Origin of the sequence: Exiguobacterium sp. s89, assembly GCF_018617735.1 — a bacterium.
GTDB classification, from domain to species: Bacteria; Bacillota; Bacilli; order Exiguobacteriales; family Exiguobacteriaceae; genus Exiguobacterium; species Exiguobacterium marinum.
In genome coordinates, this window is record NZ_JACSKS010000005.1 from 12252 (window position 1) to 35841 (window position 23590).

The 23590-nt window shown below is 46.5% G+C and carries 25 protein-coding genes; 10 read left to right on the top strand and 15 right to left on the bottom strand.

The window, feature by feature from the left end:
* Positions 1-8: 8 nt before the first annotated feature.
* Positions 9-1274: a helix-turn-helix transcriptional regulator gene (locus tag KNO96_RS12085; RefSeq protein WP_214704006.1), complete on the bottom strand. Its 1266-nt coding sequence runs from the start codon at positions 1272-1274 to the stop codon at positions 9-11.
* 271 nt (positions 1275-1545) lie between these two features.
* Between KNO96_RS12085 and KNO96_RS12090 the strand changes: the two genes are divergently transcribed.
* The 3 genes from KNO96_RS12090 to KNO96_RS12100 all read left to right on the top strand — a co-directional run bounded on the left by KNO96_RS12090 (position 1546) and on the right by KNO96_RS12100 (position 4216).
* Positions 1546-2223 carry a hypothetical protein gene (locus tag KNO96_RS12090; RefSeq protein WP_214704008.1) on the top strand — a complete coding sequence of 226 codons (678 nt, stop codon included), beginning with the start codon at positions 1546-1548 and terminating at the stop codon, positions 2221-2223.
* Between the two features lie 66 nt (positions 2224-2289).
* Positions 2290-2541, top strand: a complete 252-nt coding sequence (locus tag KNO96_RS12095) for a hypothetical protein (protein WP_214704010.1) — start codon at positions 2290-2292, stop codon at positions 2539-2541.
* Positions 2542-2713: 172 nt separating this feature from the next.
* Positions 2714-4216 carry an N-acetylmuramoyl-L-alanine amidase family protein gene (locus KNO96_RS12100; protein WP_214704011.1) on the top strand — a complete coding sequence of 501 codons (1503 nt, stop codon included), beginning with the start codon at positions 2714-2716 and terminating at the stop codon, positions 4214-4216.
* A gap of 21 nt (positions 4217-4237) precedes the next feature.
* Here the strand turns inward: KNO96_RS12100 and KNO96_RS12105 are convergent, their stop codons facing one another.
* The gene (locus KNO96_RS12105; protein WP_214704012.1) at positions 4238-4759 is read right to left on the bottom strand and encodes a GNAT family N-acetyltransferase; all 522 of its coding nucleotides are present in this window, start codon (positions 4757-4759) and stop codon (positions 4238-4240) included.
* A 28-nt stretch (positions 4760-4787) separates the two neighbouring features.
* The gene (locus tag KNO96_RS12110) at positions 4788-5615 is read right to left on the bottom strand and encodes a type II CAAX endopeptidase family protein (RefSeq protein ID WP_214704013.1); all 828 of its coding nucleotides are present in this window, start codon (positions 5613-5615) and stop codon (positions 4788-4790) included.
* A gap of 124 nt (positions 5616-5739) precedes the next feature.
* On the opposite strand from KNO96_RS12110, the gene KNO96_RS12115 reads away from it, so the two are divergent.
* The gene (locus KNO96_RS12115) at positions 5740-8088 is read left to right on the top strand and encodes a bifunctional diguanylate cyclase/phosphodiesterase (protein ID WP_214704014.1); all 2349 of its coding nucleotides are present in this window, start codon (positions 5740-5742) and stop codon (positions 8086-8088) included.
* Positions 8089-8125: 37 nt separating this feature from the next.
* Here KNO96_RS12115 and KNO96_RS12120 read toward each other — a convergent pair whose 3' ends face one another.
* The 6 genes from KNO96_RS12120 to glmS all read right to left on the bottom strand — a co-directional run bounded on the left by KNO96_RS12120 (position 8126) and on the right by glmS (position 15573).
* On the bottom strand, positions 8126-9274 hold the full coding sequence (locus KNO96_RS12120; RefSeq protein ID WP_214704015.1) for a mannitol-1-phosphate 5-dehydrogenase: 1149 nt from the start codon (positions 9272-9274) through the stop codon (positions 8126-8128).
* Entirely contained in the window at positions 9275-9706 is a 432-nt protein-coding gene (locus tag KNO96_RS12125) for a PTS mannitol transporter subunit IIA (protein ID WP_214704017.1), read from the bottom strand.
* Positions 9707-9753: 47 nt separating this feature from the next.
* Positions 9754-11175: a PTS mannitol transporter subunit IIBC gene (locus KNO96_RS12130; RefSeq protein WP_214704023.1), complete on the bottom strand. Its 1422-nt coding sequence runs from the start codon at positions 11173-11175 to the stop codon at positions 9754-9756.
* 167 nt (positions 11176-11342) lie between these two features.
* A complete protein-coding gene (locus KNO96_RS12135) occupies positions 11343-13373 on the bottom strand; it encodes a BglG family transcription antiterminator (RefSeq protein ID WP_214704026.1) in 2031 nt (676 codons plus the stop codon).
* Positions 13363-13632, bottom strand: a complete 270-nt coding sequence (locus KNO96_RS12140) for a PTS sugar transporter subunit IIB (protein WP_214704028.1) — start codon at positions 13630-13632, stop codon at positions 13363-13365. The genes KNO96_RS12135 and KNO96_RS12140 overlap by 11 nt, the downstream gene beginning before the upstream one ends.
* A gap of 144 nt (positions 13633-13776) precedes the next feature.
* Positions 13777-15573, bottom strand: a complete 1797-nt coding sequence (gene glmS, locus KNO96_RS12145; RefSeq protein WP_214704032.1) for a glutamine--fructose-6-phosphate transaminase (isomerizing) — start codon at positions 15571-15573, stop codon at positions 13777-13779.
* Between the two features lie 412 nt (positions 15574-15985).
* Here glmS and KNO96_RS12150 point away from each other — a divergent pair, with 412 nt between their 5' ends.
* The gene (locus KNO96_RS12150) at positions 15986-16321 is read left to right on the top strand and encodes a hypothetical protein (protein WP_214704033.1); all 336 of its coding nucleotides are present in this window, start codon (positions 15986-15988) and stop codon (positions 16319-16321) included.
* Positions 16322-16335: 14 nt separating this feature from the next.
* Here the strand turns inward: KNO96_RS12150 and KNO96_RS12155 are convergent, their stop codons facing one another.
* The 6 genes from KNO96_RS12155 to KNO96_RS12180 are packed head-to-tail and all read right to left on the bottom strand — an operon-like array spanning position 16336 to position 19053.
* A complete protein-coding gene (locus tag KNO96_RS12155) occupies positions 16336-16806 on the bottom strand; it encodes a hypothetical protein (protein WP_026824370.1) in 471 nt (156 codons plus the stop codon).
* Positions 16793-17311 carry a hypothetical protein gene (locus KNO96_RS12160; RefSeq protein WP_214704034.1) on the bottom strand — a complete coding sequence of 173 codons (519 nt, stop codon included), beginning with the start codon at positions 17309-17311 and terminating at the stop codon, positions 16793-16795. The genes KNO96_RS12155 and KNO96_RS12160 overlap by 14 nt, the downstream gene beginning before the upstream one ends.
* Entirely contained in the window at positions 17290-17760 is a 471-nt protein-coding gene (locus KNO96_RS12165) for a hypothetical protein (RefSeq protein WP_214704035.1), read from the bottom strand. Before KNO96_RS12165 ends, KNO96_RS12160 begins: the two co-directional genes overlap by 22 nt.
* The gene (locus KNO96_RS12170; RefSeq protein ID WP_214704036.1) at positions 17744-18193 is read right to left on the bottom strand and encodes a hypothetical protein; all 450 of its coding nucleotides are present in this window, start codon (positions 18191-18193) and stop codon (positions 17744-17746) included. Before KNO96_RS12170 ends, KNO96_RS12165 begins: the two co-directional genes overlap by 17 nt.
* The gene (locus KNO96_RS12175; protein ID WP_214704041.1) at positions 18194-18622 is read right to left on the bottom strand and encodes a hypothetical protein; all 429 of its coding nucleotides are present in this window, start codon (positions 18620-18622) and stop codon (positions 18194-18196) included.
* Entirely contained in the window at positions 18619-19053 is a 435-nt protein-coding gene (locus tag KNO96_RS12180; protein ID WP_214704043.1) for a hypothetical protein, read from the bottom strand. Before KNO96_RS12180 ends, KNO96_RS12175 begins: the two co-directional genes overlap by 4 nt.
* 205 nt (positions 19054-19258) lie before the next feature.
* Between KNO96_RS12180 and KNO96_RS12185 the strand changes: the two genes are divergently transcribed.
* From KNO96_RS12185 to KNO96_RS12205, 5 genes are all read left to right on the top strand, one after another.
* On the top strand, positions 19259-19969 hold the full coding sequence (locus KNO96_RS12185; RefSeq protein ID WP_015880673.1) for a GntR family transcriptional regulator: 711 nt from the start codon (positions 19259-19261) through the stop codon (positions 19967-19969).
* Between the two features lie 153 nt (positions 19970-20122).
* Complete coding sequence (locus KNO96_RS12190) at positions 20123-20470, top strand: PTS lactose/cellobiose transporter subunit IIA (RefSeq protein ID WP_214704045.1); 348 nt, start codon at positions 20123-20125, stop codon at positions 20468-20470.
* Entirely contained in the window at positions 20467-20775 is a 309-nt protein-coding gene (locus tag KNO96_RS12195; protein WP_015880671.1) for a PTS sugar transporter subunit IIB, read from the top strand. The genes KNO96_RS12190 and KNO96_RS12195 overlap by 4 nt, the downstream gene beginning before the upstream one ends.
* Positions 20776-20790: 15 nt before the next feature.
* Positions 20791-22197 carry a GH1 family beta-glucosidase gene (locus KNO96_RS12200; protein ID WP_214704046.1) on the top strand — a complete coding sequence of 469 codons (1407 nt, stop codon included), beginning with the start codon at positions 20791-20793 and terminating at the stop codon, positions 22195-22197.
* A gap of 12 nt (positions 22198-22209) precedes the next feature.
* Positions 22210-23538 (top strand): PTS sugar transporter subunit IIC, encoded by a 1329-nt coding sequence (locus KNO96_RS12205; protein WP_214704047.1) that lies wholly within the window; start codon positions 22210-22212, stop codon positions 23536-23538.
* Positions 23539-23590 lie beyond the last annotated feature (52 nt).

The following is a 23590-nucleotide window of genomic DNA, read 5'->3' on the forward strand; positions in this document are numbered from 1 at the left end:
CTTTTCTTTTACTCCCAACGTGACATCATTGAGATTGTCTTTTCATAATATTCCGTAGCGAGTTTGTATTTCCCTGAACTTCTTAACTCTCTGGATAACCACAATGCATACTTATGTGTATAGTATTCATCATAAGCTTCGAAATAATCCACTGCTTTTTTCAAACTATTAATCAGTTCATTTTGATTAAATTTTTTATACTTGCTTACATAAATATCGAAGTGATAGTCAAACTCAATTAATTCATCTTTGTTTCCTTTTAATTCATAACCAACAGTTAACCACTCCATAATGCCTTCAATATTATTTTGAGCGACACTCACTTCAAGTAAAGACATGACACTATAGAGTTTGCTTTTTGCTCCTTCTTTGACATTGAAGCTATCAAGAAAATATTTTTGCGCTTTCTCTTGATCTCCAATTAAAAAGTAGATGTCTCCCATGTTGTTGTAAAGCATCCCATAGTAATCATTTAAATTCGCCTTATCCGCAACTTTTGCTGCTTTTTCATAATGTTCTAACGCAATCGTGTATCGTTTTCGTCGTTTAAATGATAAACCAATAATCATATGCGATTCGATGATTCGTTCAAGACAAAAATTCTCTTGAAAGTACTCAAGTGCTGGTTTTACATAATCAATCGCTTGTGAATAATCTGTAAATCGATGATATAACGCACCCATGACATAACGAATATCTGCTTTTTCCCAATCGGGAAGACCTGAATTCATCATGTCTTTTCCTACTTTTTCTAACAAATTAACAGTTGTTTCGCGATCAGCGGATTGATATAAGAACATATAAATACACTGTATCAAATCGTATCGCAAACGATCATCACTCGATAGTTGGTCTTTAATCCAGCCCACTTCAATTAAATATTGAACATTGCCGCCTGGTGTGATTCCAAATCGAGCCAACGTAATCAACAAAGTGACATATAACTCTTTCGATTGTAAAACGACAGGATTTGTTTTAAACTTTTCGATTCGTTTAAAGTACTTTTCCTCTTGTCTCGACAATAACGCTTCTTTTAAGGTGTCTCGAATTTCTTTCTTAGTTTGATCTATTTTTTCACTAAAATCATAGTAAAGTGGGACCTCTAACTCTAATCTTTCAAAAATCAATTCTAAGACTTCATCACTTGGTGTTGTTTGATTATTTTCAATTTTACTTAAATATGATATCGAACAAATTCCTCTTGCAAGTACAGACTGCTTCATATTTTTTCGCATACGTTCCACTTTTATTAAGTTTCCAAAATTATATTCCATATCAAGCAGTAGCTCCTTCGAACTAAAATGATCGATTTTTTTAAAAAACTTAGTCTTTTTGTCACAGATTCAGGAAATTCTCCTCAAAAAAGCTGTCTAATTGAGCACTTTTAGCAAGAAGTTTCCCAACCGAATCATCCCCGTTTATGAATGACAACATGATAATATTGAACTAGTTAAAAACACTTTACCTGCAAATTCCCTAGATAATTTTTACCAAATTACACATTTCATTTTAATTTAATCATAAATATGGGGGTGAAAATGACAAATGGGAAAACTAAGTTTCCTACTTACCGAAGACTACATTAAGCCTAAAATTTATTTCAAATCAAAGCAAGTTCCAACCGTAAATACAATCTACACACCCGAAGATCATAATAATTTTTCGGGATTAGAACATCTAACCCAATTGTTATGTTCTCCTAAAGGTTTCATTGTAAACGCTTTTCAAATTGATTACTATCAATCATTACCTAGGCTAATAGCTAGATCATTAAAACATATCCACTCTTTCAAAAAGCTATATATCCTAGGACCTGAACTTTCTCTCTCCATTTTAAAAAGAAGTACAAAGACCATATATGAGAAACAGGTTCTTGATTATGAATATATCAACGTAGAACAAAATCCTGATTTTGTTACAAACCAATGTATTACCTTACTTGAAGAAGGACACATTTTATACATCCTTCCAGAAACATCTGTTTGTTGGAAACCAAACTTACTGACTGAATCAAGTAAAATTTCTCATTCTCTCTGTAGCACGCTATTGAGTCAACAGGTAAAAGTTTCGATTTTAGCGTCCGCTTTAAAAAATGAGTCTGAAAAGGTGATAATTTTTCCTGCAGACATCCCGGGCACTTATACAGGGGATTTAGAATCAAGGATTCATCAACAATCTGAAACGTTATACAGATTATTTGATTCATCAAAAGCTGACGAATGAACTCAAATCGATTTAGGATTTCCTGCTTTAAAAGCATAAAATAACAATCAAATGGAGGTTTTATTAATGAAAAAAGTAACAGGAGTATTATTCATCGCTACAGCAGTTTTACTTTTAGGAAGTTCTGTCAGACCTTTAGTAGACGATATGCCTCGTATCGTTAAAGTGGACGCACCTATTAAATCGTTTGTTGATGATATGCCTCGTATTGTTAAAGTAGATGAACCTGTCAAGCTATTCGTTGATGATATGCCACGTATTGTAAAGGTAGATGAACCTGTCAAGCTATTCGTTGATGATATGCCACGCATCGTATAATCATATTTTTCAAAGACGCCTCGTGCGTCTTTTTTATTTTAAGAAAAAGGTAAATTAATTATATATTTCTCTCCATTTTTTACTTTTTACTTATATAATAAACAAAGACAACTCAGATGTACTCTCATATGCCGTCATTGTCGCTAGTTTATTGAATAGAGGAGTTTGAACATTGAATGGATTAAAATCATCATGGAGCTTAAAGCTATTATTAAGTTCTTCACTTGCACTAACCGGGGCAGTCATCGCCCCATTCCAACTCGATTCTTCTGGAATCAAATCGACTGTCGCCGAAGCCGCCTCGACTTACACCACAACTGCCAACTTAAATCTTCGTTTAAGTGCTGCAACGTGGAGCCCTGTTCTTTTAACAATTCCGTCCGGTTCGAGTGTCACTTACATCAGTACATACGGTTCGTGGTATAAAGTCAGTTATGGAGGCAAAACAGGTTATGTTTCTTCTCAATACGTTACGGTATCCAATACTGCTTCTTATTATAAGACGACAGATCGATTAAACATGCGCCTCACCGCTGCCTCTTGGAGCGATGTCGTCACCGTGATTCCGGCTGACGCAACCGTTAAATATGTCAGTCGCTACGGTTCGTGGTATAAAGTAACGTTTAATGGCAAAATCGGTTACGTCGCCTCTGCTTACTTAACACCTACAAGTGCTCCTATTCCGCCGTCGGACTATTATAAAACGACAGCTAATTTGAACATGCGCCTCACCGCTGCTTCTTGGAGTGAAGTCGTCACCACGATTCCATCTGGCGCAACCGTCAAATACGTCAGCCGCTATGGTTCTTGGTATAAAGTGACGTTCAATGGCAAAACCGGATACGTTGCCTCTGACTATTTAACGACGACAACAACTCCGGTGACACCCTCTTCATATTACGAAACAACAGTGAATTTGAATATGCGACTTAGCGCAGCTTCTTGGAGCGATGTCTTGACCGTAATTCCTGCCGGATCGGTCGTCAAATACGTGAGTCGATACGACTCGTGGTATAAAGTGACGTATAACGGTAAAACGGGCTATGTGGCATCCGAGTATCTAAAACCGACGACTGTCACGACACCAACCGATACAGATGGAACCGGAAAAACCGTTGTCATCGATGCAGGACATGGTGGAAATGACCCCGGAGCCGTTTACGGATCCGTTTATGAAAAAGTGATTGCACTTGATATCGCAAAACGCCTTGCGGGCGTCTTGTCGAGCACATATGACTACAACGTCAAATTCACACGTTCAACTGATACGTATCTCTCACTGGAGCAACGTGTGTCACTAAATAAGTCCTATAAAGGGGACATCTTTGTCAGTCTTCATGCGAATTCTTCTGTTTACAACACGGCCCACGGGCACGAAGTACTCGTACCGACGTCAGACAGTTATACGACCAATCCTTACATCTCAGCGAGTCGTAGCCTAGGGTCCTCTATCAACAAAGAGATTGCATCGCGTATCTCCACAATCCAAAACCGCGGAGTCAAGTATCAGAACGTTTACGTGGTCGGACGAAATGTTTCGCCTTCTACCCTTGTGGAATACGGATTTATCAGTAACTCAAGCGACCGTTCTTATTTGACGAATACGACGTATCGTCAACGGATGGCCGAAGCGACCGCATCCGGCATTCATCAATTTATGCGTTCGTACTACTAAAAAGAGAACTTAGCCCGAGCGCTAAGTTCTCTTTTTGATGTCCACTCGCCAAATCATGTGTGATGCGTCCGGTCCCCAATAATGTTCGAGAATGAGAGAGGGTGCGCCTAATCGTTTTTGCCAATACGCTTGCGCGCTCGGAAAACCCGCATCTAAATAAAAGACGTGTTGCTTTCTAGCGAGGATCTCTCGTTTCATCGTTTCTAGCAAAAATTGCCCGACGCCAAGTCGCTGCATATGCGGTGATATATAGACACTACCTAGTTCAATGGCATCGCGCTCGACCTCGAGATGTCCCGAAATGATATCGTTGGGTGGCAATAATGCTCCTACGCCCACAATCACACCATCTTGATCGACAACATACAGTTGCACGAAATCGTCATCAAAGTGATCTTGAATGGTCGTATTCAGACGCGCCACTTCTTCATCAAGCAAATCGGCATCTTCAAAACGCTCTCGTCGCATCAAATCACTCAAACTATCCATCAATAAGCGTTGCAAGGGCTTTACGTCTGATTGTTCGAGTGCGCGGAGTTTCAAGACGTCCACTTCCTTTTCTATTTTTGTTCTACTCTTTACCCTCGCGAATCCGATGCGTAACACTCGGGTAAGTTGGAATCATTTCTTCGAGCGGTTCATAATTCAATTTTCCGTACGTTTTCCAAATGACTAAAATCACAACGGTCCATAATGTAATTGTCAAATGAATAAATCCAATTGGATAGCCATCTTCCACATCGAACCCGACCATGATGAGCATAACGTTAAACATCGTATGCATAAGAAAGGCAGACCACAGATTGCGTGACGAACCATTGTATACCCACGTGATGAGAATCGTGTAGGCGATCACGGCTAATCCATATGCCCAAAATGACAAGTTCATCTGCCCAGTTCCAGCCATGAAGAAAAGAGGGGTGTGCCAAAGCGTCCAAATGACTCCTAGTGTCAGACTGGCCAAAAGCGGAGACAGCCTTGACTGCAACGCGTCAAGCAAATAGCCGCGCCATCCATACTCTTCCTGCAGTGTCCCACCTAGAAACAACATATATAGAAAATAAGGGACAATCCACCACGGTTCGCGAACGATTAACGCACCGCTTCGGTCCGTCCACCAATAGGCAACGAGAAATAAAAACGGCACTAATAAAAGTGGAATCATATACGTTTTCCAACTCATCTTGAACTGGATACTATTTCGAAGGAGATGCTTCACCCCCGCCCCACCACGAAGTCGATACATCGTGAGAAAGCCTGAAATACTCGGCCCGAATGCTCCTAAGATGACGATGAACGTAATCGGTAAATCCGTCCACCAATACAGTGTCGTCCATATAACCCATGAATAGCCGAATGCGATGAACAAGAAAAAGTTGATATATTTATTTTTATACATAGTCGGCCCCCCTTCAGCAACTTAATACCCGTTATTTAATTTAAATAATTTTATATGTAATCTGTGTTGTTCCGCATATAATGAAGTGAACATACAATAAATAATCCTACGAGGTATCGATATTATGGAACAAATCAGCACTCAGACAATGAGTCATAATGTTTTTTTGATGTTTCTCGCCTTCATTATTGCCAGTGTTTCTGCCTTTATGGCACTCGAATTGGCGAAACGAGTCACAGGAGAATCTACCTCGTCCCATCGCGTTTGGCTTTTATTTGGCGGCACTACCTTAGGTCTCGGTATCTGGTCCATGCATTTTGTGGCCATGCTTGGGCATGCTGCTCTACACGATAGCACGTATTCCACCTGGGTCATTATCGGGTCGATGGTTCCGGCGATTGCCGGGTGCATTCTGTCGTTCGGCTTGGTTTCCCGCAACAAGACATGGATGACACTACTGCAGTCATCCGGTCTGATGGGATTCGGGATTGTCAGCATGCATTACATCGGAATGGCTGCCATACAAGGCGTTCAATTGGATCTCGATCCCTCATGGGTTTTATTATCCATCGGAATTGCATGGAGCGCTTCCTACCTCTCCCTGTGGGTAGGTTTCTTTTCTTCATACTCCACAAAGCGCACGTCCTTTTCTGTGAAGCTAATGTTCTCACTCATGATGGGAACAGCCATTTTCAGTATGCATATCGCCGGGATGAGGGCAACAATCATTACCCCCGATCCTTCACCTGTGAGTCGGATCCCGATTGACCCCACTTTGCTAGCGTGGCTCGTCACAAGCATCGTGTTTCTCTTATTCGGGACATATTTTATTGCTTATACGTTAGACCGACAAATTCAAAAGCGTGACCTTTTTCAAAAAACGATTTTAGAGTCGACGACGGATGCCGTAGTAACGACGACGAGTGACGGTGAAATCCGCTATCAAAATCAAGCGTTCGCTCACTTATTCGAAGGATGCGCCCCTGAACCCTTTTTTCAGGATTACCATCCTCTATTATCGGCTCAACAATATTTTTATCAGCCGGTACAAATTGAGACGAATCACCGCACGTTAGAAGTGACGTCTTACCCACTTCAAGATGGTACGAACAATCAAGTACTTTGGTTTATACGCGATGTGACCAAAACGGTCGCTTCACAGCGCATGATTGAACATATGGCGTTCCATGATTCGTTGACCGATTTACCGAATCGCTACAAACTCGACTCGCTCCTTCAGGAGAGTATCTTACAAGAGCGTTCGGTCTCCTGCTTATACATCGACGTCAACCGCTGGCGTTTTTTGAGTGACATTCTCGGTCATCATGGAGCTGAAGAATTAATCCTTCAAGTCGCCAATCGTCTGAAACATACGATTCACCCGGATGATGTACTGACGCGAATCGGGCCATCCGAATTTATCATATTGCTATTCGCGCAACGAAGCTCACTCGCTCATCAAAAAGCAGAAAAGTGTATAAAGGCGATCTCATCTACTTTTGACGTAGATGGCACGACACTTGAATTGACGATGAGTGCGGGAATCAGTCATTTCCCTAAGGATAGTGCTTCTTCCGAAGAACTCATTCACTTTGCTCGTCTTGCCGCTGATGAATCCAGACAAGATGGAGAGAATAACATCAAATTATTCGAAGAATCATCGCGCCCTCAAATCTTACGCAATATCGAGATGGAAAAAGCGCTTGTCACCGCACTAACTAAAGACGAACTAACACTCGTCTATCAACCGAAAATTGATTTGAAGCGGAATCGATTGGAAGGTGTGGAAGCGTTACTTCGCTGGCAACATCCACAAATCGGAAAGATTGCGCCATCTGACTTCATTCCGATTGCAGAAAACACGGGGTTAATTCATTCAATTGGCCATTGGGTGATTCGAGAAAGCTGTCGCACTTGGGTGCGTTGGCAGCGAACTGGAATACGTCCCTTTACGTTATCCCTTAACGTCTCCCCGCTCCAATTTGCGCGCGAAGACTTTGTTGATACGCTACAATCCATTCTATTAGAAACAGGGATGGACCCGATGTACCTCGAATTGGAAGTGACCGAGTCCTCGATGCTGTCATATGAGGCCTCGACCCGTGAAAAACTGACGCAGTTGCATCAGCTCGGGATCCTCATTTCTCTCGATGATTTCGGGACCGGTTATTCTTCGTTCAGTCAACTTCGGGAACTTCCCGTGCAAGTGCTGAAAATCGATCGGTCGTTCATCGTGAACCTGTTCACCGACCGCAATCAAGAGGCCATCGTCCGCTCGATGATTCAACTCGGTCACAACCTTGGCATGAAAGTTCTCATGGAAGGTGTGGAAACATCCGCTCAACTCGAATGGTTACTCAAGGAATCCTATGACTATGCACAAGGCTACTACTTCAGTCGTCCGTTGTCTGAGACAGACGTTCCGTTTCATGTAAAAGAGACGACCACCTATCTCGAGTTCGGCAAACACTAAAAACCGCTTCTGTCAAATTGACAGAAGCGATTTTTGATTAAGACACGCGTTCTTTTTCTTCTTCCCGAATCAAATGATATTGATCGAGAATCAACTGGGTCAACGTGTCCCCTTCATGAAGATGAAGGTATTTTTCAATCGTTGACGAGATGCCGTGTTCTTCGATCGACAAGTTCAGCTCCGACGATTCCGAATCCTCCGGGTTGTAGTAATGAAGGGCTGCTGCAATCCCGTAAGCGAGTTCGTTCGGCTCGATGCCGTTATCCATTAATTCACGTGCCGGCTTGACAAGACGATCGCTCGGTCCAAGTTTACGAATCGGCGAACGGGCCACCCGTGACACTTCATCCTTCAATTTCGGGTTTTCAAAACGCTTGATAATCTTTTGAATATATTGGCTATGCTCTTTCGCCTCGAACCCGTATTTCTCAAGCAATAACCAGCCTGTCTCATACAAAGCACCTTGAACGACTTGACGGACGCGACGATCTTGTAGCGCCTCGTCAATCGTTGCCTTCCCGAACAACGAGCCGATGTAAGAGGCGATAGCGTGTCCCGTATTGACCGTGAATAATTTCCGTTCGATATACGGTCCGATTTCCTCGACCCATGTCACACCTTGAATCGGTGGTTGTTCGTTGAGCCCTTGTGTCTCGATGACCCATTCATGGAACGTCTCCACTTCCACGTAAAGCGGATCCTCATGCTGTTGAAGGGGAACGATGCGGTCGACAGCCGCGTTCGGGAAGAAGACATTCGCTTCCCCGACACCGCCACATGCCTCTACTTCTTGACGGAGAATGGCACTACCGCCAATCATGTTCTCACATGCGATGACATAGACCGGTGCATCCTCGACTTCACGAGCACGAAGTCCTTCACTGATCAATGGTGCCACTTTTGAGAGGAGTGACGGTCCGACAGCCGTCGTCACGAGATCCGCTTCTGCGATCAAAGCCGCGACACGAGCCGGTTCTTTCAAACTGTTGACACCGCGAACCCGGTCGACGACGATACGCTCGACGCCATCTTCTGCGAATCCGACCTCATATTGACGTTTTGCTTCAAGCGCTTCGATGACCGTATCATTGATGTCGACAAACGTTACGTCATAACCACTTTGATTGAGCAATAATCCGATAAATCCTCGTCCGATGTTCCCTGCCCCAAAATGAACAGCTTTCATTTACGCCACCTCTTCCATAAAGAGCGCCAAGATTTCTTCTTTCGTTTTCGCCTGAACAAGACGCTCCACATTTCTTTCGTCCGAGCAGAGAATCGCGATTTGCGAAAGGAGCTCTAAATGTTCATCATTCACACCTGCAATTCCGATGACGAGTTTGGCCGTTTGACCTCCAAAGTCGACACCGTCCGGTACTTGCAGGAACGAAATTCCCGTCTTCTGAACCGCTGATTTCGCTGCTTCTGTACCGTGTGGAATGGCGACGTGATTTCCGATATAGACGCTCGCGATCGCTTGACGTTCATGCATCGCTTCTACATACTCCGGCGTCACACAGCCGGCGTCTTGTAGGATGGCTCCGGCTGCTGTGACCGCTTCCTCTGTCGTTGCGAATGTTTGGTTAAGTCGAATCATCTCTGTTTGAATGAATGGCATTTTGATTTCCTCCTAATGGCTAAACCGTATCTCTATCTGTTCTGAGTTCAAGAAATTTTGCTGCGTTCCGCTTTAATTTCTTCTACCAATTGGTCGTAGTAATCGGCGTTCAAGAAGTTCGTGACCGAACGATGAATCGCATTCGGTGCTTGCGCTTCCGCACGCTCCGTCAAATCTTCGTGTGTGATGACGAACTGGGCATCTTTCGGCAAGTTGCTGATCGATGTGTTCGTCACTTTGATCGGCAAGTTCGCTTTGTTCACCTTGTTCCGGAGAACCGAGGCCCCCATCGCACTTGATCCCATCCCAGCGTCACAAGCGAAGATGATATGGTCGACTTTATCAAGACGATCTGTCACGAGAGCAGATGCGTAAGATTGCTTGCCTTTCATCGCACTCACGTTTTGTGTCGCTTCTTCGAGTGATACTTCCTCTGCTGCGCTCGATTTCAAGATGACGCTCGCCACAGCGAATGTGACCGCTGCCGATAAGAGAATCCCTGCCACGAGTCCGACGTACGAACCGCGTGACGCCATCGCAAGAATCGCGAAGATACTACCTGGTGAAGCCGGTGCGACGAGACCGACATCAAAGAGTACGAACGTGAAGATTCCTGTTGCGCCCCCTGCGATCATCGCAAGGATCAAAACCGGCTTCATCAATACGTATGGGAAGTAAATCTCGTGAATCCCACCAAGGAAGTGAATGATGGCTGCCCCCGGTGCCGTACGTTTCGCTGCACCTTTGGCGAAGAACATATAGGCGAGAAGTAATCCAAGACCCGGTCCTGGGTTAGCTTCAAGTAAGAAGAGAACTGATTTTCCAGCGTCTGCGACTTGATCGACACCGAGCGGGCTCAAGATTCCGTGGTTGATGGCGTTGTTCAAGAAGAGCACTTTTGCTGGTTCGATGAACAGACTCGCAACCGGAAGCAATTTCGCGCCGACGATCCAGTCAACACCTGCCGCCATCACTTTATCAAGGGCGCTCATAATCGGACCGAAGATTTCAAATCCTCCAAGCATGAGGAGTCCACCGATGATTCCAACTGAGAAGTTGTTGACGAGCATTTCAAATCCTGCTTTAACTTTGCCTTCAAGGGCACGGTCGACTTGGCGGATGACATAACCACCGAGTGGACCCATGATCATCGCACCGAGGAACATCGGAATGTCGGTACCGACGATGACCCCCATCGTGGCGAGTGCCCCGACGACACCACCTCGGACATCGTGAAGTAATTTACCACCTGTGAAACCGATGAGTAATGGTAAGAGATACGTGATCGTTGGACCAACGAGTTCTGCTAAGTTTTCGTTTGGCCACCATCCTGTTGGAATGAAGAGTGCTGTGATAATCCCCCAGGCAATGAAGGCGCCAATGTTCGGCATGACCATCCCACTGAGGAAACTACCGAACCGTTGTACTTTGACTCGGACCCCGCCCGAGCTTGCTTGCGTATTCGCCATGTATAAAACCTCCAGTCGTTTAAATGTGAAAGGTTGAATGTGTAGTGTAGCTAACCGGTTTGTGCTCTACACCTGTATTGTATGCCTGGAGTAAGCGCTTTCTCAATTCAATCCAGTTCACACTTTGGCAACATTTTGTGCCAAACAAAAAAATGACCATGGTTCGGTCATTTTTCGTACAATGTCTCATGAATCATTTTCTTCATGCATTCGTGCAGGAGCAAACGGAGGTCCTCTTTTGTCCCCGTGCTGTATAGCCGCATATGCTCCTCACTCTCAATGAGCGACCCGCTGATCGCACTTAGGAAGTGAAGCTCGACGTCACGTGCTTCTTCCGGTGCAAGCAAGACAAGAAGACGTGTCACCGGTTCGGTCGACTGATCCATCATAAGGAGCGGAATCGAGGTCGTTAAATCAAACGCAAACACACTCGCCTTCTCAATCGAGGCATGTCGTCCGTGGAATAACGCCAGTTTCGTACCCGGCACCCCAAGGCCCGCGACCTCATGACGACGAAGCAGTTGGGCAGAGAGCTGAATTCCGCTTTGGACAAGATCCCGTTCCTCAAGATGTGTTCCGATATCGACCAAGATGTCCTCTAAACGGTCCGTATTGTTGAGTGTGACCAAATCAAACTGATCATCCATCCGCTCGAACGTCTCTAAAAGTTCGCCAAGTTCGGCAAAATCGAGCATCGTCGATCTCGGCTTTGAAGTAACCGTTTGGAATGATTGCGGTAACGACAACAAGAGATGACGGACGCGCTGTACTTCTTCACTCGTCAACAACGGATTGACGATTAATGTAGGTACCGAGAGTGGTGGTAATGGCACCGTCGACAAGATGACATCATATTCCTCAAGTCGGTGCTGCTCTAATCCGAAAAGAGACGAGTTGACGACGTCTTGCATCTCTGGAAACTCTTGACGCACGCGGTTGACGAGCATCTTCGACGAACCGAGTCCGGCCGAGCAGACGACGAGTGCCCGATACTCACGACGCCGCACCGGTTTGACGAGTGCTGCCGCGAAGTGCATCGCCCAAAATACCGTCTCTTCCTCGGAGAACGTATTTGTCCCAAAGACGATGTCGGCACCCTGTTGAATGGCCGAACGGAGTCCCGGATAGTCGCGGTCGATATGAGGCTTGACCGTCCCCGTCTCCGGTAGCGCTTGCGTATTCATACTCGACAAGATATGCGCGAGCAGTCCTCGTTCGAGAGCCACGTCATCCGTAAACGTGAACCCGTAAATGAGTGAGACGTGGTGAATCAGTTTATGCACCCGAATCTGCATGATCCACCGCTCTTCTTCGTCTTCTTTCATTTGATCTTTAATTGAGCGCAGACGGTTCGCCTCTTCCGCGAACCAGACGCGTTCCGCCATCGAGTAGGTGATCCCGAGTGCCTCTTCCATATCGGTGGCGACTTTCAGATAGTCCTCGGACCGTCCTTTCGTATACATCTCTAAAAAGAATCCAGAAGCTAACCGTTCCTGTTGCACGCCGTAAGCGAACGTGACCCGCATGATGGTACGGTCATCCATTCGCTCAAACGCGCGAGACTTTAAATAATCATAGCCGTCCCGAAGACCTTCAAGAATCTCCTCACATGGAACGGTCTTCAAAAAAGCAGGAATGTAGTCGTCTTCTCCGCGGACGAAGCGGTAAAATGCGAGCGTGTCCCAATGGGCAAGCAGAGCGTTGATGAGTAGCTTACGCTTCTCTGACTCATAGCCGAGCACTCTAGCCCCGACTCCTTTTTTCCGTTCAACTTCTAAATGGTACTCTTCGAACCATCGATCCAATTTCTCCAAGTCTTGCGTCAACGTACTCGGCGAGACGTGCATCTGCTTGGCGACTGCCTGTAATTTGAGTGTATCGTTCTCAAACAAGAGACGCCAAGCCAGTTCAAATAAGCGGTCCTCGCTCGTCGGAATCGCTTCTGCAGATAAGATCAGGTCTTCTCGTAACTGTTGTTTCGCAGCTGGCTTGCCGACCAGGCTCAGTCCATGACCACGTTGCCAAGCGAGTTCGAGTTCGAACTCTTTTAAGATGCCTTCAAGTAATTGTCGTTCTCGTTGAACCGTGCGCTCAGACAAATTCACCGCCTGCGCGATTTCGGCGAGCGGTGTCGATGTCTCAGTTGCCAATAAGTGTAACAAGATCGAGCGTTCTCGTGCGCTCCACTCATGTTTCATGCTCATCCATCCATTCTTCGACAAGTAGTCGGTATTCCTCGAGCGACAGGAGTTGTCGGACTGACCGGACACGTGCTGTCGGATGGGAGACCGAGGTCGCCCCTTCCTGATAGAGAATCAAATCCACCTCGTTCGGGATGTTTTGAATCGTTCCGTGCGTAATCGTACAAGGCAAGCGTCCCTCGCTCGCCTGTGCGAATAACTTCGCTGCCATCGCACTCGTTACAAACCCACTATGGCAAGCAATGTATACGTTCATGTCAGCCCTTCTTTCGTCGCATATCTTTATCTAATCATAAGTTGGAACCGCTTACTTCTCCTACTATTTTGCTTGTTGGCAAAGATATCGGCAAGGAGTAAAAAGCACCTCTCACAAGGAAAGGTGCCTTACGCTATAACCAGTTTATTCCACCGTCACCGACTTCGCCAAGTTACGTGGCTTATCGACGTCACAACCACGGGCGAGCGCCGCATAATATGCCATCAACTGAACCGGTAAGACGTTGATGAGCGGTGCCAAGAGTGGCTCGACGTGCGGCAAGATGAAGTCATCATTCTCATGTTCGACGCCTTGCATCGAAATGATACAGGTATTCGCGCCACGGGCGACGACTTCTTTGACATTCCCGCGAATGTTCAAGTTCGTCTTCGGTTGTGAGATGAGCGCGATGACCGGTGTCCCGTCTTCAATCAAGGCGATCGATCCGTGCTTCAGTTCCCCGCCTGGGTACCCTTCCGCTTGGATATACGAAATCTCTTTTACTTTGAGCGCCCCTTCGAGACAGACGGACGCGTCAAGCCCACGACCGATGAAGAACGTGTTCGGTGTCGTTTTCAAGTAACGCTCCGCAAGGTCCTCGAACAACTCTTTTTGCGCCATGATCGAGTCCATAATGGTCGCGACACGGGCGAGTTCCGGCATGAGGTCGAACGGTAGTTCTTTCCCTGTCGCACGGGCGATGTCGTATGCAAGAATCGCGAGGACGGCGATCTGCGCCGTGTATGCTTTCGTCGATGCGACCGCAATCTCTGGTCCTGCATGGAGGAGCATCGTCTCGTTCGCTTCGCGTGAGAGCGTCGATCCCGGTACATTCGTCATAGTGAGCGCTTTGTATCCGCGTTTCTTCACTTCGACGAGGACGGCACGGCTGTCCGCCGTCTCACCGGATTGTGATAAGAAGACGAACAACGGACGTTCACTTAAGAGCGGCATGTTGTAGCCGAATTCAGAAGAAACGTGCACTTCTGTCGGAATGCCGGCGATGCGTTCTAAAATGTCTTTTCCGACGAGTCCCGCGTTATAGCTCGTCCCACATGCGACGATATAGATCCGGTCCGCTTCTGACACGAGTTCACGCACGCCTTCCGTGAGTTCGATCTCGCCGTTCTCGTTCTGGTAATGCTGGATGATGTTGCGGATGACGGCCGGTTGCTCGTCCATCTCCTTCAACATGTAGTGCGCGTACGTGCCCTTCTCGATGTCTGACGCATCGATCTCGGCCGTGTATGGCGCACGTTCGAGCACTTCGCCGTCGAGTGTCTTGATCGTCGCCGACTCACGTGTGAGGATGACGATCTCACCGTCGTGGAGCTCGAGGTACTGGTCTGTCACCTGGAGCATCGCCATCGCGTCCGATGCGACGACGTTGAACGTACCGTCACCGAGTCCGACGAGGAGCGGTGACTTGTTCTTCCCGATATAGAGGCGATTCTGGTCCTCTGAGTCGATCATCGAGATCGCATACGAGCCGTGGAGGTCCGAAAGCGTCTTGCGGAACGCCGACTCGACGTCGCCGAGCTCGACGAAGTGTTTCTCCATGAGTAAGACGATGACTTCCGTGTCCGTCTCTGAAAGGAACGGGACGTCGAGTGTGGCTTTCAATTGCTCGTCGTTCTCGATCACGCCGTTATGCACAAGCGTGAAGCGTCCTGTCGTACTTTGGTGCGGGTGGGCGTTTGGCACGCTCGGTACCCCGTGTGTCGCCCAACGCGTATGACCAATTCCAATCGTCCCTTCAGCGTCAGCCGGTACGATGTCACGGAGTGCTTGGATTCGCCCCACTTCTTTGAACGTACGAACGTCCTCGCCGACTAAGGCAATCCCTGCCGAGTCGTAGCCGCGATACTCGAGCTTTTCGAGCCCTTTCAATAAAATCTCTTTCGTTCCAACTTGTCCGATCATCCCTACGATTCCACACATAAACAAATCTCCTCTATTCTTCGATTTCTCGAAAAAGGAAACGGGCTTTTTTGAGTGATGTCATCAAGTCTCGTTTTGTCCGCCCAGTCACCCGAACGTTTTATCAAGACTCTCTCAGTCGTGACACGCGACTGGAAGGCATCCGCCGAAATCTCGATCACCTTCGTCCTCGTCAACTCCGCAGAGTTCTGGCGCTTTCACTTCATATCTAGCCGTTTCTCCAGATACGCTTTCATGCTATCGAGTACACGGCGTCTTGGATAGAGAAATTGTTAAAGTAGTCGCTAAATACTTTTTTACCGTTCATGTAAAAGTCACCACTTTCACTAAAAAGCCATCAATGTATCAGGTTTTCGAGTAGGGAGAGAACGGGCATGATACAAGTAACGAGAACAGAAATGAGGGGAAACACATGGGTGGAATCTTCCTATTGATCGGCATACTGTTATCCGTCTTATCCAGGTGGCTCGAATTTGAAGGGAATAGCACGTTAGGGGATGTCATGTTGTTTCCTGCGATTTTCTTTATGGCTATGGCTTTTCTCTGCAGTTTCCCTTATTTCAAGGAATGGTGGGATGACCGCTCCACCCGCAAGAAAGCACTTTTATTCGTGATGTTTGCCGCAGTCGGCATCCTATGTCTGCAAGCTGCTTTTTGGTTTGTCGTTTGGCGAGATCAATGGCTCGGGCTCCTTCTCGTCCTTCCCTTTGTTGCATGTGCAACGTTCATTGCTCGTCTATTCAAATAAAATGGGAGAGACGCTCACGCGCTCCCCCATTTCTGTTCTTCCTTTAACTCTCGTTCCGTGACATAGTTCTCATCAAGCCGAACCATATGACATTCATACAATCGATGCAACATCATAGAACTCGGGATGAGCACTGCAATCGTTACAAAGAAAGCAAGCGTCGAAATCTGCCCTGAAACTGTGAAATATAAAAAGACAATGACAAACGGATACCCAATCAAACCGGTGACTGAGTTCCAATGCGCGAGTCGTTTCGCCTCTCTCGACTTCAAATAACGCTTCTTAATCGATTCTCGGTCCCACGCGCTTTTCCATGCAGGTAACGCTGCGATTTCCGAAATCAACAATACACCCGCTAACGAAATCCAGCCCTTCTCCACAGCGAAGAAAAGCATGAGTGCGAGAGCACCGCTCATCATACTCACAGTCCATTTCCCCGATTCATCAAATGCCGTCAACTCTCTCATCTGATCACGTTTGTTCACGACGTTGCTCCTTCTCGTATTCGCGGACGTCACGAATCTCTCTTAAGTCTTGATCCGTCAAATAGTTCTCATCATAAGACTGAATGACGCGGTCAAAGCGCTTCGCCAAATATTCAATCCCGAAAAACGTAAGCTGAGAAAGGAGAAACACACGGAACGATTGTGAGCCTGTCGTTTCGCTCGTGAAGTAAAAGAGTCCGTAAATCCCAACACCCGTCAAAGCGAGCGTGTGTGCCATCATTTTGAATGATAAGAGGTTACGCGCTGTTTGATTCGTCACGAAACGTAGCCACATCCGATATTGAATAAAAATACCCGATAAGATTGCAGCGAGCACCGCATATAATGTCCCTGTAACGATGCCATCTGAGAGTGTCCAATACGAGGCATAAATCAAAAAACTGACGACGAGTCCGATCCCGATGATGCCGACACTCCATTTAGTCAAACGGTCTACTTTTAGAATCGTGTCGATTTGCGCTTTTACTTTTGGTGATGGTTCCATATGGCTCCCTCGCTTTCTAGTATCGCTTCATACGTTGGTAATCCTGACTGATGCGCATGGATTCGCTCTTCCCACTTCTTCTCTCGATACGATTTCGTCAACCCCCAAAGGGCGACGATCCCACCGGTCAGGATGAAGGCATCTTCGTTTACATACATCGGGATGAACAGCACAAATAAAGAGACGGCACTAATCCAACAATCAACGAGTCGATATCGTAACACCCGTACGACGTTTTGATGTTCGGCAAAATGGCGAATGACTCGATATTCCATGAATCCTTTATAAGCAAGCCCCATGGATACGATCAACATGACGGGGATGACCCATGTCGCCTGTGTCCGTAACATCACGATGAACGAGATTAGGAATATGACGAGTACCGGCCAGCCAAAGAACCGATCAAATTGTTTGGCATGCGCTACTGTAAGTTCAACTTGACGATTCATGCGAGACCCTCCCTTCAATCACTTCCTCATACGTCGGTAATTCCGGATCGATTTGTTTAAGTTGCTTTGTGAACCACTTCTGCCGAATCGGACTTAATACTCCCCATATCCCAAAAAAGAGGCCAATCATGAGACCAAAATCTTCCGCTGTCAGCAGCGTCACCATGAGTGCCGTCAACAAAACGGCATCCACCCATTCGAACACGTATTGAAAAATGAGGATTCGATGCGCCTTCGGATGTTTTGTCATTCGCCACATGATTCGCATTTCTTTATAGCCCATCACGACGATAATCACGGAGACCGACGCCATGATGGGGATGAGCAACATTTTCTCTAATAAGAGAGCGACAATGACGGCCGTGACATACAGAATTAAGACAGGTACGGCATAATGTCGCATCCGTTGCATCCACTTTACGTCTTGCGCCACCTATATCGCCTCCTTGTCCACATGCATATACTCCGTATCTTCTCGTTCCGTTTGTATCTTCACGTTCCATGTCCATAGCATCGCGCCGCCGATGAAAACCGTGACGCCCACATATGCCATGTTTGAGGTGAACAATAATTGATGATTCAATGCGAGAAAACAGGCAACACTGTTGATCCCGTCCCGAACGAGTTGACGACGATACAATCCTTTCAATTCTAGTTGAAACCTCAGGCGCATTCGATAACGCTTCACATATAAGATGTTCAGCGGAATGAGTGTACAGGCGATATACAGCGCGCCCCATGTGAGCTCATCGGTCAATAAACTGATTGGTAACATCAGTACTACAAATGTGCCAAACAAGCCGAATATCCATTGGTCGAATAAACGTTTCCATGCTTTTTCTTTCGTTATGCGTTCATTCATCTCTTTAACCGTTGTTTCGCGGATTGATCCACCGAAGGCATGCGCTCTCCAAATTGTCTTTGGAAAGTTTGACCGAACACCATCCACAAGGTGAGAACAACAAAAATTGTCAAAGTGTCAAGTTTCATAAAAAGGAGCGTCACGGTTATTACAATAAGAATTGCAGAATCCACTAAATCATATATGAGCTCCCATTTAAGAGATTTCACTTTGATTTTTTCGCTTACATGCGTACGTTGTTTCTGATACTTGCTAACGTCTAGCCCAATCATTGCGATTCCACCAACAATGAGTGGAACTGTCAGCCCTACATTACCTTCGAAGTACGACACAGCAAGCGCCATGAGTATGAACGCAAACGAGGTATATTTTATTCGAAGTGGTGACTTCCACCATGTATCCTCTTGTACGAAGCGATTTTGATTGTTCACTTAACAAACACCCTTTCTATAAAGCATCTATCTCCCTTATACGTATAATTTCTTACTATTGTTTCACATTTTCCGAATATTCTAGCATTGAATCGTTCGACTTTTTTCAACAATTGACGAACGAAACGTATCCGCTTACAAAGGTTATCTGCTATACTGTTACCAAATTCATTCCCACAAATTTTTTTGAAAGGTGTAGAACTGTATGTCTCCGAAGTACAAGCAAGTTGCAAGTCAGATTGAAGCGGACATCGTCAATCACGTCTACCAACATACGAATAAATTATTGACCGAGGATGAGTATGCCAATAAATATGGCGTCAGCCGCAACACGGTCCGAAAAGCAATCGAGATCCTCGTCAACAAAGGATACGTCTATCAAGTTCAAGGGAGCGGCGTCTTCGTCCGTGACCATTACAATAGCGATTACATCAATTTAGAAAAGCTCCAAGGTCTCACAAGTGACTTCAGCGGTCGAAAAGTCGAGACACGCGTCTTACACTTCGAACAGACAGTGGCGAACGATGAAGTCGCCGAACGTATGAAGTGCCCAATCGGCACACCTGTCTACTTCGTGAAGCGCCTACGTCTCGTTGATGACCACCCGTTCTCGGTAGAGGATTCATACTTCCGAAAAGAGCTCGTCATCTACTTGGATGAGAATATCGTCCAAAAGTCGATTTATACGTATTTACGAAGCGATCAAAAACTCGCCATCGGATTTGCCGACCGTGTCATTTATGCAGATTTTTTAGATTCAGAATCTGCCGACCTGCTTGACCTGAACGAGAACGACCCGGCCTTGATCGTCGATAATACCGTCTATTTGACGAACGGACAAATCTTCGACGTTTCTCGTTCCATCCACCATTTTAAACATGTCAAAATGCTAAAAGTCTCGAACATCAAGTCCTAAACGCGCCCGAGAGATGCTTTTTCTCGCGCGTGTTTTTTTATGCATTTTTCTGAAAAGAAAGGGTTTACACGAAAACGCTTTCGTGCTACTATCATCTTGTAGAAAATATTTGTACCTATGAATTTAAGTTATCCATACAAAAGGAGAGATATTATGGTTTCGGAAACAATTGACATCTCACCGGAAGATATTTTCGGTCTCATCGCCCTCTCGGGTGACGCCAAAGCGAGCTATCATCAAGCGATGCTCCTCATGCAAGAAGGAAAAAAAGAAGAAGCAGAGGCAGCAGTCGTTGCTGGTGACGCGACATTAAAAGAAGCACATGCGATTCAAACGAAATTCGTCACGCTCGAAGCACAAGGTAAATCGGCATCGGTCGGTGTCCTCATGGTGCACGCGCAAGATCACTTGATGAACACGATTCTCGTCAAAGAAATGCTTGGATATATGATGAATATGCAAAACGAAATCAACGAATTGAAAGGAATGGATCAAAAATGATTAAAATCGGACTCTTCTGTGCGGCAGGTATGTCAACAAGTATGTTAGTAGAAAAAATGAAAGCGGTTGCCTCTGAACGTGGCATCGAAGCTGAAATCGCTGCTTACCCAGAATCAGAGATGGAAACTTACGTCGACAACATCGACGTCGCGCTTCTTGGACCACAAGTGAAGTATCTTCTTTCAAAAGGGAAGCAAATCTGCGAACCAAAAGGTGTTCCAATCGACGTCATCAACACAGTCGACTACGGCATGATGAACGGCGCAAAAGTATTAGACCACTCATTAAAACTTGTAAATAAATAAACCGAGGTGATGACTTTGAAAATGCCTATAGATTTCTTGTTCGGCGCTGCTTCGGCCTCTTATCAGGTCGAAGGCGCATGGAACGAGGACGGGAAAGGCCTCTCGAACTGGGACGTCTTCTCGAAAATTCCTGGTAAGACATTTGAAAACACAAACGGCGACGTCGCAGTCGACCATTACCATCGTTATAAAGAAGACATCGCACTCATGGCGGAGATGGGACTCGAATCGTATCGCTTCTCGATCTCATGGCCACGTGTCTTCCCGAACGGTACGGGTGAAGTGAACGAAAAAGGACTCGAGTTCTACAACAACTTGATTGACGAGTGTTTGAAACATGACATCGTCCCATTCGTCACGCTCTACCATTGGGACCTTCCACAAGCACTTGAAGAAAAAGGCGGCTGGAAGAACAAAGAGACAGTTGACGCATTCGTCCGGTTCGCGGATACTTGCTTCCAATCGTTCGGTGACCGTGTCAATCACTGGATCACGTTCAACGAAGCGGTCATCTTCTGCTCACTTGGATACTTAACAGGCGCACACCCACCAGGTATCGAAGGCGATGTCAAAGGATATTTCCAAACGACGCATAACGTCTTCGTCGCCCACGCCCGTGCCGTCGAGCTCTTCAAACAAAGCGGTCACACTGGCGAAATCGGGATCACACACGTGTTCAACCCGGCGTTCAGTATCGATGACGCAGAAGAGAACAAATTTGCCGAAATGCATGCGAATGCTTACGCGACACATTGGTTCTATGACCCAATCTTAAAAGGTGAATACCCAGAGTACGTCGTGAACGGTTTAAGCGAACAAGGTCTTCTCCCTGACATGACGGAGGAAGAACTCGACGTCTTGAAACGGACCGCTCCGATGAACGACTTTATCGGTCTCAACTACTACAGCCCGCAGCGCGTCATGAAAAATGACTCGGCGCTCGTCATGGCTGGTGGACGTGAGAACTCGACAGGTCGCCCGGGTAATCCGTCATTCGATGGCGTCTACAAGACGGTCAAGATGGACGACAAAGTGTACACGAAATGGGATTGGGAAATCTCACCGGAAGCGTTCCTCGCTGGAATGCACATGTTGAAAGATCGTTACGGCGACGTCAAGATCTACATCACAGAGAACGGTCTCGGTGATGTCGACCCGATCGTCGATGGTGAGATCATGGACACGCCACGAATCGAATTTATCGAAGGACACCTTCGTGCAGTCAAACACGCTGTTCAACAAGGCATTAACGTTGCCGGTTACTATGCTTGGTCTGCAATCGACCTGCTCAGTTGGTTGAACGGTTATAAGAAACAATACGGCTTCATCTACGTCGACCACAACAACGGTCTCGCACGGAAGAAGAAACAGTCGTTCCACTGGTATAAAGAGATCATCGCCACGCGCGCTGAAGACCTATAAGGAGGTTCCCCTATGAGCCGCTTAGAAAGAGTATTTGAAAAGTTCACCCCTGCTTTTGTTCGCTTCGCGAATGCCAAGCCCGTCCTTGCGATTAAGGACGGGTTCATCCTCACGATGCCGATGACCATCATCGGATCGCTGTTCCTTCTCATCCTGGCGTTACCGATTCCCGGTTGGGCCGACTTCATGTCAGGTCTATTCGGAGCAGACTGGTCACTCCCGCTCACGCAAGTCGTCGGCGCGACGTTTGACATTCTTGCTTTGATTGGTGTTTTTGGAATCGCTTACTCATACGTCAAGAACGAAAAGATTGAAGGAGTGCCTGCCGGTATTCTCGGGATTATCTCATTCCTCATCATCACGCAAGCTTCTGTCTTGTCTGAGTCTGGTGAATTCGTCGGTGGCGTCATTCCAAAAGTATGGACAGGTGGACAAGGTGTCCTCGCTGCTATCATCGTCGGACTAGCAGTCGGATTTATTTACTCGCAGTTCATCAAACGCGGAATCAGCATTAAAATGCCAGACGGTGTCCCACCAGGCGTATCGAACTCATTCTCTGCCCTTGTTCCTGGTTTGGCGATCATCTCGCTCGCCGTTGCGACGTTCGCGATTTTCCAAGCGGTTGCAGAGCGTACGTTCACAGAAGTCATCTATGATGTGCTTCAAGCACCACTTCAAAACTTGACAGACACACTCGCTGGAGCCGTCATCATCATGGTGCTCATGTCGGTCATGTGGTGGTGTGGGATTCACGGCGCCGCAATCCTCATGGGAATCATGGGACCACTTCTCACAGCGAACGCACTTCAAAACCAAGCTATTATCGATGCAGGCGGTACGCTCGTCGCTGGCGAGAACGCAAAAATCGTTACAATCCAGTTCCTCGATGTGTTCACGAAACTCGGTGGTTCAGGAATCACAATCGGCTTCATCATTGCCGTCTTAATCGTTGCACGCTCGGCACACTTGAAGCAGCTCGGGAAGTTGTCACTTGCACCAAGTATCTTCAACATCAATGAGCCGGTCATCTTCGGGATGCCAATCGTATTCAACCCGATCATGTTCGTCCCATTCGTCGTCGTGCCAGCCATCGCTTCATTCATGGTCTACTTTGCCATCCTTTGGGGTTGGGTCGAGCCGTTCAACGCGCTTCAAGTACCTTGGACGACACCTCCAGTCATCTCTGGATTCTTGATCGGCGGATGGCGTGCCGCGCTCTTACAGATTGCAACAATCGCTATGGCCGTTGCCGTTTACCTCCCGTTCGTTCGCATTCAAGACCGCGTCTCTTACGGTGAAGAATTGAAAGCACAAGAAGAAGCACACAAAGCATCAGCCTGAAACAAAAACGACAGCCCTTCTCAGCAATGAGGAGGGCTGTTATATTTAGGGA